Below are 12,021 nucleotides of genomic sequence, written 5' to 3' on the forward strand. Positions count from 1 at the left end.
TCACACCATCATCGGACGCTCGGTGGGCAGGATCGGCTTGGGCAGCCGGGACGTGCCCTGCAGATAGGCGTCCACGCCGTTGGCGCAGGAGCGCCCCTCGGCGATCGCCCAGACGATCAGTGACTGGCCGCGGCCGGCGTCACCAGCCACGAACACCCCGGGCACCGAGGTGGCGTAGGTGGCGTCCCGGGCGATGTTTCCGCGCGGGTCCAGGTCGACGCCCAGCTGCTCCACCAGCCCGGGCTTCTCGGGTCCCACGAAGCCCATCGCCAGCAGCACCAGCTCGGCCGGCAGCTCCCGTTCGGTGCCGGGCACCGGCTCGAACCGGCCGTTGCTGAACGCCACCTCGGACAGCCGCAGCTTCGCCACCCGGCCGTCGGCGTCGCCGACGAACTCGCTGGTCGAGACCGCATACACCCGCTCGCCGGCCTCCTCGTGGGCCGAGGAGATCCGGAAGGTCATCGGATAGGTCGGCCAGGGCTGATTCGCCGGCCGCTGCTCGGGCGGCATCGGCAGAATCTCCAGCTGGGTGACCGAGGCCGCCCCCTGCCGGATCGAGGTGCCTAGGCAGTCGGCGCCGGTGTCGCCGCCACCGATGATCACCACGTGCTTGCCGGTCGCCGTGATCTGGTCGGGCACCCCCTGGCCGAGCGCGGCGCGGTTGGCCTGCGGCAGGAACTCCATCGCCTGGTGAATGCCGCTGAGCTCGCGGCCGGGCACCGGCAGGTCGCGCGCCACCGTCGACCCGATGGCCAGCACCACGGCGTCGAACCGGTCCAGCAACTGCTCACCGGACAGATCGCCGTCGGAGCCGATCCGGCGTCCGGTCTTGAACACGGTGCCCTCCAGCCGCATCTGGCGCAGCCGGCGCTCCAGCACGGCCTTCTCCATCTTGAACTCGGGGATGCCGTAGCGCAGCAGGCCGCCGATGGCGTCGGCCCGCTCGTACACCACCACGGTGTGCCCGGCCCGGGTGAGCTGCTGCGCGGCGGCCAGGCCGGCCGGCCCGGACCCGATCACCGCCACCGTCTTGCCGGTGTGCCACTCCGGGGTGACCGCGGTCACCCGCCGGTCGCTCCAGGCCCGGTCGATGATCGCCACCTCGACGTTCTTGATCGTCACCGGCTCGCGGTTGATGCCGACCACGCAGGCCGTCTCGCAGGGTGCCGGGCACAGCCGTCCGGTGAACTCGGGGAAGTTGTTGGTGGCGTGCAGCCGGTCGGTCGCTCCGCGCCAGTCGTCGCGCCAGACCAGGTCGTTCCACTCCGGGATCAGGTTGCCCAGCGGGCAGCCCTGATGGCAGAACGGGATGCCGCAGTCCATGCAGCGGCCGGCCTGCTTGGTGATGATCGGCAGCACCGCCTTGCCCGGCGAGTCCGGATAGACCTCGTTCCAGTCCAGCACCCGCTCGGCCACCGGACGCCGCCCGGCGACCTCCCGCGGGGTGGTCATGAAACCCTTGGGGTCAGCCATGCGCGGCCTCCATCATCATCGCGGTGGTCGCCACCTCGTCCAGTCCGGCCTGTTCGGCTTGCGCCCGCGCCGCCAGGACGCGGGCGTAGTCGCGCGGCAGCACGGTGGTGAAGCGGGCGCCGAGGTCTTCGACGGCGAGCAGCCGCTCGGCCACCGCGGACCCGGTCTCCTCCAGGTGCTTGCCGAGCAACTGCCGGATCCGGGCCAGGTCGGCCTCGGTGGGCTCCAGCGGATCGGCCATCTCGGTGTTCAGCCGTCCGGCGTCCAGATCGAGCACGTAGGCCACGCCGCCGGACATGCCGGCCGCGAAGTTCCGGCCGGTGCCGCCCAGGATCACCGCTTCGCCCCCGGTCATGTACTCGCAGCCATGATCGCCGACGCCCTCCACGACGGCGGTCGCCCCCGAGTTGCGGACGCAGAACCGCTCGCCGACCTTGCCCCGGATGAACAGCTCACCCGAGGTGGCGCCGTAGCCGATCACGTTGCCGGCGATGATGTGCTCCTCGGCGACGAAGGCGGCGTCCTCGGCCGGACGCACCGTCAGCCGTCCGCCGGAAAGCCCCTTGCCGAAGTAGTCGTTGGTATCGCCGACCAGCCGCAGTGTGACGCCGGCCGGCAGGAAGGCACCGAAGCTCTGGCCGGCGGTGCCGCGCAGGGTGAGGTCGATGGTGTTCTCGGGCAGACCCTTGCCCCGGGTCGCCTTGGTCACCTCGTGGCCCAGGATGGTGCCGACCGTGCGGTCCACGTTGCGCACCGTGAGATCGGCCCGGACCAGTTCGCCGCGGACCAGCGCCGGCTCGGCCAGCGCGATCAGCTGCGTGTCGAGTTTGGCTTCCAGGCCATGGTCCTGGCCGGTGATCCGGTGCAGCGGACCGTCGGTGTCCACCCAGTGCAGGATCGGCTCAAGATCGAGGCCCTTCGCCTTCCAGTGCTCGATCGCCCGGCGGGCCTGCAGCACCTCGACGTGGCCGATCGCCTCCTGAATCGAGCGGAAACCCAGCGAGGCGAGGATCTCGCGGACCTCCTCGGCGATGAACTCGAAGAAGTTGACCACGAACTCGGGCTTGCCGCTGAACTTCGCCCGCAACTCCGGGTTCTGGGTGGCGACCCCGACCGGGCAGGTGTCCAAGTGGCAGACCCGCATCATGATGCAGCCCGAGACCACCAGCGGCGCGGTGGCGAAGCCGAACTCCTCCGCGCCCAGCAGGGCGCCGATCACCACGTCGCGGCCGGTCTTCAGCTGGCCGTCCACCTGCACCACGATCCGGTCCCGCAGGCCGTTGATCAGCAGGGTCTGCTGGGTCTCGGCCAGGCCCAGCTCCCACGGTCCGCCGGCGTGCTTGAGCGAGGTCAGCGGCGCCGCGCCGGTACCGCCGTCGTGGCCGGAGATCAGCACCACGTCGGCCTTGGCCTTGGAGACGCCGGCCGCGACGGTGCCGACCCCGACCTCGGCGACCAGCTTGACGTGTACCCGGGCGACCGGGTTGGCGCACTTCAGGTCGTGGATCAGCTGCTTCAGGTCCTCGATCGAATAGATGTCGTGGTGCGGCGGCGGGCTGATCAGGCCCACGCCCGGCGTCGAATGCCGGGTACTGGCCACCCACGGGTAGACCTTCTGGCCGGGCAGTTGGCCACCCTCGCCGGGCTTGGCGCCCTGGGCCATCTTGATCTGGATGTCGGTGGCGTTGGTCAGGTAGTCCGACGTCACCCCGAACCGTCCGGACGCCACCTGCTTGATCGCGGAGCGCCGCTGCGGATCGTAGAGCCGGTCGACGTCCTCGCCGCCCTCGCCGGTGTTCGACTTGGCGCCGATCCGGTTCATCGCCACCGCCAGCGTCTCGTGCGCCTCGCGGGAGATCGAGCCGTAGGACATCGCGCCGGTGGAGAACCGCTTGACGATCTCGCTGACCGGCTCAACCTGATCGATCGGCACCGGCCTGCGATCGGACGCGAACTCGAGCAGCCCGCGCAGTGTCATCAGCCGCTCGGCCTGGTCGTTCACCCGCTCGGTGTAGGCCTTGAAGATGTCGTAACGCTTCGACCGGGTGGCGTGCTGCAGCCGGAACACCGTCTCGGGGTCGAACAGGTGCGGCTCGCCCTCGCGGCGCCACTGGTACTCGCCGCCGACGTTCAGGGTGCGGTGCGGCAGGGTGATCCGGTCCGGCGGGTAGGCCTGGGCGTGCCGGGCGGCGATGCCGCGGGCGATCTCGTCCAGGCCGATCCCCTCGACCCGGCTCGGGGTGCCGGTGAAATAGGCGTCCACGAAGTCGGAGCTCAGCCCCAGCGCCTCGAAGATCTGCGCGCCGGTGTAGGACGCGATGGTCGAGACGCCCATCTTGGACATCACCTTCAGCACGCCCTTGCCGAGCGCCTTGCGGACGTTCGCGACCGCCTTCTCGGGCTCGACTTTGACCAGCCACTCGCGGCGGGCCAGGTCCTCGGCCGACTCGAACGCCAGGTACGGGTTCACCGCGGCGGCGCCGTAGCCGATCAGCAGGGCCAGGTGGTGCACCTCGCGGACGTCGCCGGCCTCGACGATCAGGCCGACCTGGCTGCGCTTCTTCTCGCGCACCAGGTGGTGGTGCACGGCCGCGGTGAGCAGCAGGGACGGGATAGGCGCCAGGTCGGCGTTGGAGTGCCGGTCGGACAGCACGATCGTCCGGCAGCCGCGCTCGATGGACGCGGTGACCTCGCGGCAGAGCTCGTCCAGTTGCAGCTTCAGCCCCAGCGCACCTTCCTCGACCGGGTACAGGCCGCGGACGACGTGAGTGTCGTAGGCGGGCATCAGCCCGTCGCGGTTGATCCGGACCAGCTTGGCCAGCTGGTCGGAGTCGAGCACCGGATAGCCGATCACGATGTGCTTGCAGGAGTCCGGTCCGGGCTGCAGCAGGTTGCCCTCGGGGCCGAAGGTCGAACTCAGCGAGGTGACCAGCTCTTCGCGGATCGCGTCCAGCGGCGGGTTGGTGACCTGGGCGAACAGCTGCGCGAAATAGTCGAACAGCAACCGGGGACGCTCGCTGAGCACCGCCAGCGGGGTGTCGGTGCCCATCGATCCGATCGGCTCGGCACCGCTGTTGGCCATCGGAGCCAGCAGCAGCTTCAGCTCCTCGTGGGTGTAGCCGAAGACTTGCTGCCGGCGCAGCACCGAGGCGGCGCTGTGCACCACGTGCTGCCGTTCGGGCAGGTCGTCGAGATCGACCCGGCCCTGCTCGACCCACTCGCCGTAGGGATGCTCGGCGGCCAGGGACGACTTGATCTCGTCGTCGTCGATCAGCCGGTGCTCGGCCAGGTCGACCAGCAGCATCCGGCCCGGCTGCAGCCGGCCCTTGGCGACCACCGAGCTCTGTGGCAGATCGAGGACGCCGGACTCCGAGGCGAACACCACCAACCCGTCGTCGGTGACCCAGTAGCGGCCCGGACGCAGACCGTTGCGGTCCAGGGTGGCGCCGATCAGCGAGCCGTCGGTGAAGCAGACGGCCGCGGGGCCGTCCCAGGGCTCCATCAGCGAGGAATGGAAGGAGTAGAACGCCCGGCGGTCCGGGTCCATCTCCGCGTTGTTCTCCCACGGCTCGGGGATCATCATCATCACCGCATGCGGCAGCGAGCGACCACCCAGATGCAGCAGCTCGAGCACTTCGTCGAACGACGCCGAGTCGGAGCCGCCCGGGGTGCAGATCGGGAAGATCCGCTCCAGGTTGCCGGGAATCCGGTCGCTGGCCAGCAACGCCTCGCGGGCCCGCATCCAGTTGCGGTTGCCCTTGACCGTGTTGATCTCGCCGTTGTGCGCGATCAGCCGGTACGGGTGGGACAGTTCCCAGGCCGGGAAGGTGTTGGTGGAGAACCGGGAATGCACCAGGGCCAGCGCCGACGCCATCCGCTCGTCGGTCAGATCGGGAAAGACCTCGGCCAGTTGCTGGGTGGTGAGCATGCCCTTGTACACGGTTGTCCGGGCCGACAGCGAGGCGAAGTACACCCCGGTCTCGTTGCGGGCACGCTGCCGCAACGGGTACGCCAGCCGGTCCAGCTCGATGCCTTGTTCCCCGCCGGGAGAGCTGACGAACAGCTGCTCGAAGACCGGCATCGCCTCTCGCGAGATCGGGCTCAGGGTGCCGTCCTGCGTGGGCACCGGACGCCAGCCGACGACGTCCAGGCCTTCCTCGACCGCGATGTACTCGATCGCGCGCTTGGCGCCGGCCCGCTTGACCGGAGAGGTCGGCAGGAATGCCATGCCCATCGCGTAGCCGCCCGCCTGGGGCAGCTCGAAGTCGGCGACGGCACGGAAGAAGGCGTCCGGGATCTGCAGCAGCATGCCGGCTCCGTCGCCGGCGGCGGCGTCAGCACCGGTGGCGCCGCGGTGGTCCAGGTTCTCCAGCGCGGTCAGGCCTTTTGCCACGATGTCGTGGCTGGCCTCACCGCTGAGCTTGGCGATGAAGGCGACGCCGCAGGCGTCATGCTCGAAGGCGGGGTCATACAGTCCCTGGCGCGGCCGGTGGGGCATCGACGTTCCAGTCATGGCGTTCTCCTCATCCTCCGGGGCGAAGCTCGGGTGCCGGAGGGCACGCCTCCGCGTCCGCCACCCGACGTCGACGCTGTGCGCGCTGCGCAGCTTACAAAGCCTACGATTCGCCGCGTGAAGCCTGCTTGCATCATGGACCGGCGGATGTCGGGGGCCGGGCCCTCGACTCCGCAGGGTGCTAACCCTAGCCTGAGGCCATGACAGCCACAGAATGGCGGTCCGTCGCCGATGTCAACGAAGCCTCCTTCACGGTGGACCTGCCGGCGGGCTGGAGCCACGACGTCCGGTTGCTGCGGGTCGGCCCGGCGCAGCGGCGAGTGGTTCGGGCAGTCTCTCCCGACGGCTCGTTGCGGCTCAGCTTGCACGACCCCGACCTGCCCGACTTCTACGAGCCGTCCTCGGGCATGTTCATCCAGCCCGGTGTCCACCAGTTGGCCGGGTATGTCGACGCGGAGGCGTTCCTGCCGCAATACCTGAGTCAGCGCTTCGGCGCGGCCCCCGGGTTTCGCGCCGGCGCCGTCCAGCCCGAGCCCGAGTTGGTTCAGGCCACGCATCAACGGGCCGCGGAGGCCGGAGTTCGGCTGCGGTGCACCGCAGCCTCGGCGCGCTTCGGCTTCACCGACCAGGGCCGCACCGTCGAGGCCCTCGGCTTTGTGTCGACGAACTCGTTCGGCCCCAGTTGGATGGCGGACGTCTGCGTCCTGTTCGTGACCGGGGGCGGCGAGCCCGACCGGGCGCTGCTACTGAAGGCGATGTATTCGGAACGGACCAGCCCGCAATGGCGGGCCGCCGAGAATCAGCTGTTCGCCAACCAGCAGGCGATCAACGCCCAGCAGAGCGCGGCCTGGATGAACCTCAACACCACGATGCACAACCAGCGGATGGGCGACATCGTCGCCGCCGGTGCGGCCAACACGGCGATCCACGAGCAGCGGGTCGCAATGGGAGAGGCGAGCACCGCGTCGTTCCTGAACCGGCTCAACCAGCCTTCGGGCGGCACAGCCGACTCGCCCGGGCTGGACGCCCAGCACTCGTGGATCAACGCGATGCGCGAGGAGGAGACGGTGCGCACCGCGTCGGGCGACGACGTGCAGGTGGACGCCGGGGCCGACCGCTACTTCGTCGACGAACGCAACCGGCGCTGGGTGGGTGCCTCCGGTTCGGCCGACGCCAACGATTTCCGTGCCGCCGGACTGAACCCCGACGATTACCAGGAAGGCCAGATCCGGCGCTGAGCCGGTGCCCACCCGTTGGTCGAGCTTGTCGAGACCTCTCCCCCGCCTTCAGCTGTCCGCGGGATCCTTGCCGTTGAGGGCCGGGGTCTCGACGTCGTCGTCCTGGGTGCCGTCGGCATCATCGCTGGGTTCGGCGGAATCGGCGTCCGGGCTCGCCGCAGCGGTGAATTCGACGCCGTTCTCGCGTCCGGGCCGGTTCTTCACCAACCAGACCAGCACGGCCACACCGGCCAGGCAGATCAGCGCGGCGACCGCCTGGTTGAACCGGATCGGGCCGAAGGTGTCGTAGGAGAAGTCCAGCCGGATGCCCTCGGTGAAGAACCGGCCGAAGCCGTACAGCGCGATGTACAGGGCGAACACCTTGCCGTGTCCGAGCCGGAAGCGCCGGTCCGCCCAGATCAGGGTGACCGCGACCAGCACGTTCCACAACGATTCGTAGGCGAAGGTGGGGTGGAAGGTCGCATACTGCTCGAAACCGGGCACCCGGTGGGAAGGGTCGATCTCCAGTCCCCACGGCAGGTCGGTGGGCAACCCGTAGAGCTCCTGGTTGAACCAGTTGCCGAACCGGCCCAGCGCCTGCCCGACCGCGATGCCCGGCGCCAGCGAGTCGGCCAGCGCCGCGAATCGGACGCCGTAGCGGCGACACATCAGCCAGGCGGCCAGCGCGCCGCCGCCGATCGCCCCGTAGATGGCGATGCCGCCCTCCCAGATCCGCAGCGCACTCCACGGGTCGATGCCGGGCGCGAAGTAGTCGCCGAGGTGGGTCAGCACGTGGTAGATCCGGGCGCCGACAATTCCCGCCGGGATCGCCACCAGCACGATGGTTTCGAACTGTTCGGGCTTGCCGCCGCGGGCCTGCCAGCGTCGGTTGCCGATCATCCAGGCGGCGATCATGCCGGCGATCAGGCAGAGCGCGTAGATGTGCAGGAAGAACGGACCGAGCTGCCAGCCGCTGACCGGCGGGGACGGGATGGAGAACAGCACCCGCCCATCCTGCCCCATCGGGTCACTCCAGTTCGGCCAGCACCGCTTCGGGGACGTCTTCGTTGGAGTAGACGGTCTGGACGTCGTCCACGTCCTCGATCGCGTCGAGCAGCTTGAACAGCTTCTCGGCCGCGTCCTTGGCGTCGATCGCCTGGGTGTACTGCGGCACGAACTGCACCTCGGCCGACTCGTAGTCCAGGCCGGCGTCCTGGACGGCCTTGCGGACGTCGACCACGGCGCTGGGATCGGAGATCACCTTGAAGGTCTCGCCCTCGTCCGAGACGTCCTCGGGATCGGCGTCCAGCGTGGCTTCGAGCAGGTCGTCCTCGTCGAGTTCCTTGCCGCCCTGGGTCTTGGCCACCTCGACGATGCCCTTGCGGTCGAAGATCCGCGACACCGAGCCGACGTCGGCCATCGTGCCGCCGTTGCGGGTGACCGCCACCTTCACATCGGACGCCGACCGGTTCCGGTTGTCGGTGAGGCACTCGATCAGGATCGCGACCCCGCCCGGGCCGTAGGCCTCGTACATGATCTCGGTGTAGTCGACGGTCTCGCCGCCGATGCCCGAGCCCCGCTTCACCGCACGGTCGATGTTGTCGTTGGGGACCGAGTTCTTCTTGGCCTTCTGGATGGCGTCGTAGAGGGTGGGGTTCCCACCGGGGTCACCGCCGCCGACCCGCGCTGCCACCTCGATCTTCTTGATCAGGTTCGCGAAGAGCTTGCCCCGCTTGGCGTCGATCGCCGCCTTCTTGTGCTTGGTGGTGGCCCATTTGGAGTGCCCGCTCATCTACGTCCCATCTGCTGCTCGTCCGTCTGCGCGGCCCCGATTGTATCGACCCGCGGACGGCACACGTACCAGACCATCGAGTCCACGCCGGTGTAACCGAGTCCGAGATAGGGACGGGCACCCTGCCCGGATTCGGTGTCGATGCCGATTCCCGCGGTGTTCAGGCCGGCCTGGAGGAACGAGTCCCGGCTGCGCTGCAGCAACAGGTGAAAGATGCCGCGGTTGCGCCATTGCGGGCACGCCCCGAGATACTCGGTCCAACCGACGCGGTGGCCCGCCAGGTAGGTGTCCGCGTTCAGCGCCCAGCCGACCGGCTGATCGCCGACCACGGCGACCCAGGACCAGTCGTCCCGCACGCCCGCGCCGGCCAGCCCCCAGGTCCAGCCGCCGGGATCGATCGCCTCGTCGGGGTCGCCGAGGGTCGCGTTGTGGAGCTGCCGGACCGGCTCGCTCCACTGCCCCCCGAACGGTTCGAGCCGGACGCCGGGCAGCGGTGCGGGGCCGTCCGGAATCGGTTCCTGCAGGCCGCGACGCATCGCGTGGTACCACTTCTGGGGCCGGAATCCGCACGCCGAGAGGGTCTCGGCGAGGAACAGGTTGCCGCTGGAGATCATCATCGACAACTCGGGCGTGCCGAGGTCGGTCTGCTCGAGATGCCATTCCTGGGCACGTTCCACCTGCCACCGCAGCAGCGTGCCCTGGACGCCGTCGTCCCGCCACGCCGGGTGACAGCCGCCGTGCAAGCGCAGCCGGTGCGGTGGCTCGCCGACGCCCGGGAGCCGGATCCAGGCATAGGCGATCAGCGTGCCGCTCGGTTTGCGCAGGACGACACCGGTCTGCGACTCGCGGACCGCGTCGTCCGCGACGGCGGCCTCCAAGGCGGGCAGGTCGTGGTGATGAGTGGCGTCGCCGAAGTGTTCCTCGGCTGCGATCAGACCGGCGATCTCGGGGATGTCCCGTTGGGAGAGCCAGTGCCAGGTGCAACCGTGGCTCTTGGCCGGTATCGGCATCGTCGCCTCCGTCTTCCAAAACCCCAATCTAGTAGAACGCCTGGAACAGTGTGCTTACTTGCCGGCGACGGCCAACGCATCCTCAAGGGTGAAGTTGCCGACGTACAGGGCGGTGCCGATGATCGCCCCGGTGACCCCGAGCGGCACCAGTTCGCGCAGCGCTGCCAGGTCGTCCAGTCCGGCGATGCCGCCGGAGGCGATCACCTCGGCGTCGGTGCGCGCGCAGACCGCGCGGAGCAGGTCGAGGTTCGGGCCGGTGAGCATGCCGTCGGACTTGACGTCGGTCACCACGAAAGCCTGGCAGCCGGCGGCCGAGAGCCGGTCCACCGCTTCGGCCCAGTCGCCGCCCTCACGGACCCAGCCGCGTGCCGCCAGGCGAGTGCCCTTGACGTCGATCGCGATGCCGATCCGGTCGCCGTGTTCGGCGATGGCGCGCTCGCACCAGTCCGGGTTCTCCAGCGCGGCGGTGCCGATGTTGACCCGCCGGCAGCCGGTCGCCAGCGCCCGCTGCAAACTGGCGTCGTCGCGCAGGCCCCCGGAGAGCTCCACGTTGAGGCTGAGCCGGTCGGTGATCGCGGCGATCAGTTCGGCGTTCGAGCCGCGTCCGAAGGCGGCGTCCAGATCGACCAGGTGCAGCCACTCGGCACCGGCGTCCTGCCAGCGCAGGGCCGCGGTGAGCGGGTCGCCGAACACCTTCTCCGAGCCGGCCACCCCCTGGGTCAGCTGGACGGCTTGGCCGTTCTGGACGTCGACGGCGGGGAACAAGGTCAGTGCGGTCACGAGGCTCGACCTTAGCGTCGATCCGGGCGGCCGGACGATCGGGGGTCGGGCGCTGAGGACGCGACGAAACCCGGCGCCGCAGGTGGTAGTTGTGCGCACTCGCCAGCCCGCATCCGCACCGGTGAGAATCGGCCATGCGGATCCACTTCGCGGCGATCCCCGCCTACGGCCATGTCTTCCCGATGGTGCCGCTGGCCGCGGCCGCGCAGGGGGCCGGCCACGACGTCCTCTTCATCTGCGGGGACGACTTCGCCGGCCGGCTTCCGGTGCCGGTGGTGGCCGGGGTGCCGGCCGGCCTGACCCTGGGCGTCGCCGAGCGGGAGGCCGTTGCGGCGGCCGGCGACCGAACCGATCCGTTCTGGTTTCCCCGGGCGATGTTCGGTGTGGTGATGCCTCGCCACACCGAGCCGCTGCTCCGTGGGATGTGGGAAGCCCAGGGACGCCCGGACCTGCTCGTCCACGAGAGTTCGCACCTCGGCGCCGCCATGGCCGCGGCCGCCGAGGGCGTGCCGGCGATCTCGTTCAACATCGGGATGCAGGCCGCGGGCTGGCTGACGATCCTGCAGCCGGAAACACACCTGCAGCCGCGGGTGGTGATCGATCCGTCGCCGCCCAGCTGGTCGCTGTGGACCCTCCCCCCGGGCATCGAACACCTGCCGATCCGATCGATGGCATGGTCGGGCGCGGCCGCCGCGGGAGCCGACTGGCTGGCCGGTCCCACCTCCGGCCCGCGTGGGTACGTCACCCTGGGAACGGTGTCCTTCGGGGCGATCGAGGCGTTGCGGCGCTCGATCCTGGCGGCGGCCGGGGTCTGCGAGCGGGTGCTGGTCGCAGCCGGCCCGCAGGGCGAGCCCGCGGCACTGGGCGAGTTGCCGGCGTCGGTGCGGGTGGAGCGGTTCGTCGACCAGGCCGCGGTGCTGCAGCAGGCTGACGTCGCCATCCATCATGGCGGCACCGGGACGCTGCTGGCCTGTCTGGCCGCGGGCGTCCGGCAGGTTCTGACGCCGCAGGGTGCGGACCAGTTCGTCAACGCCGACCGGCTCACCGCGCTCGGGGCGGGGGTCGCTGTCGCCAACGACGCGCCGGCGGACGCCGTCGACGCCGCGCTGGCACACGTTCTCGGCGATCCGGGGGTGCGCGCCCGGGTCGAGGCGATCCGGGCCGAGATGGCCTCGATGCCTGATCCCGAGCGCGTCGTTGCCCAGCTCGTCGAGCGGGTCGATGCCTGACCGGCGG

At 70.0% G+C, this 12,021-nt stretch carries 8 protein-coding genes; 2 read left to right on the forward strand and 6 right to left on the reverse strand.

The annotated features are described in order from the left end of the window. Positions 1–1,473: a glutamate synthase subunit beta gene (locus tag QM711_RS03465; RefSeq protein WP_415096312.1), complete on the reverse strand. Its 1,473-nt coding sequence runs from the start codon at positions 1,471–1,473 to the stop codon at positions 1–3. Next, the gene (gene gltB / locus QM711_RS03470; RefSeq protein WP_415096313.1) at positions 1,466–5,986 is read right to left on the reverse strand and encodes a glutamate synthase large subunit; all 4,521 of its coding nucleotides are present in this window, start codon (positions 5,984–5,986) and stop codon (positions 1,466–1,468) included. The genes QM711_RS03465 and gltB overlap by 8 nt, the downstream gene beginning before the upstream one ends. A gap of 200 nt (positions 5,987–6,186) precedes the next feature. On the opposite strand from gltB, the gene QM711_RS03475 reads away from it, so the two are divergent. Beyond that, positions 6,187–7,224 (forward strand): hypothetical protein, encoded by a 1,038-nt coding sequence (locus QM711_RS03475; protein WP_415096314.1) that lies wholly within the window; start codon positions 6,187–6,189, stop codon positions 7,222–7,224. Between the two features lie 48 nt (positions 7,225–7,272). Here the strand turns inward: QM711_RS03475 and lgt are convergent, their stop codons facing one another. Genes lgt through priA form a run of 4 tightly spaced genes read right to left on the reverse strand, consistent with a single transcriptional unit; the run spans position 7,273 to position 10,785 of the window. Then, positions 7,273–8,226, reverse strand: coding sequence for a prolipoprotein diacylglyceryl transferase (gene lgt / locus QM711_RS03480; protein WP_415096315.1), 954 nt, complete (start codon positions 8,224–8,226; stop codon positions 7,273–7,275). 4 nt (positions 8,227–8,230) lie between these two features. After that, positions 8,231–8,995, reverse strand: coding sequence for a YebC/PmpR family DNA-binding transcriptional regulator (locus QM711_RS03485; protein ID WP_415096316.1), 765 nt, complete (start codon positions 8,993–8,995; stop codon positions 8,231–8,233). After that, positions 8,992–10,005: a hypothetical protein gene (locus tag QM711_RS03490; RefSeq protein ID WP_415096317.1), complete on the reverse strand. Its 1,014-nt coding sequence runs from the start codon at positions 10,003–10,005 to the stop codon at positions 8,992–8,994. Before QM711_RS03490 ends, QM711_RS03485 begins: the two co-directional genes overlap by 4 nt. Before the next feature lie 54 nt (positions 10,006–10,059). Further along, positions 10,060–10,785, reverse strand: a complete 726-nt coding sequence (gene priA / locus QM711_RS03495; RefSeq protein ID WP_415096318.1) for a bifunctional 1-(5-phosphoribosyl)-5-((5-phosphoribosylamino)methylideneamino)imidazole-4-carboxamide isomerase/phosphoribosylanthranilate isomerase PriA — start codon at positions 10,783–10,785, stop codon at positions 10,060–10,062. A gap of 134 nt (positions 10,786–10,919) precedes the next feature. Between priA and QM711_RS03500 the strand changes: the two genes are divergently transcribed. Further along, positions 10,920–12,014 carry a glycosyltransferase gene (locus tag QM711_RS03500; RefSeq protein ID WP_415096319.1) on the forward strand — a complete coding sequence of 365 codons (1,095 nt, stop codon included), beginning with the start codon at positions 10,920–10,922 and terminating at the stop codon, positions 12,012–12,014. Positions 12,015–12,021: the final 7 nt, after the last annotated feature.

The organism is Micropruina sp., from assembly GCF_047602385.1.
In the GTDB taxonomy this organism is placed as follows: domain Bacteria; phylum Actinomycetota; class Actinomycetes; order Propionibacteriales; family Propionibacteriaceae; genus Micropruina.

What these genes read in the sequence shown, in the direction of transcription:
- QM711_RS03465 (WP_415096312.1), bottom strand. Translation starts at nt 1,473, where the DNA reads ATGGCTGACCCCAAGGGTTTCATGACCACCCCGCGGGAGGTCGCCGGG.
- gltB (WP_415096313.1), bottom strand. Translation starts at nt 5,986, where the DNA reads ATGACTGGAACGTCGATGCCCCACCGGCCGCGCCAGGGACTGTATGAC.
- QM711_RS03475 (WP_415096314.1), top strand. Translation starts at nt 6,187, where the DNA reads ATGACAGCCACAGAATGGCGGTCCGTCGCCGATGTCAACGAAGCCTCC.
- lgt (WP_415096315.1), bottom strand. Translation starts at nt 8,226, where the DNA reads ATGGGGCAGGATGGGCGGGTGCTGTTCTCCATCCCGTCCCCGCCGGTC.
- QM711_RS03485 (WP_415096316.1), bottom strand. Translation starts at nt 8,995, where the DNA reads ATGAGCGGGCACTCCAAATGGGCCACCACCAAGCACAAGAAGGCGGCG.
- QM711_RS03490 (WP_415096317.1), bottom strand. Translation starts at nt 10,005, where the DNA reads ATGCCGATACCGGCCAAGAGCCACGGTTGCACCTGGCACTGGCTCTCC.
- QM711_RS03500 (WP_415096319.1), top strand. Translation starts at nt 10,920, where the DNA reads ATGCGGATCCACTTCGCGGCGATCCCCGCCTACGGCCATGTCTTCCCG.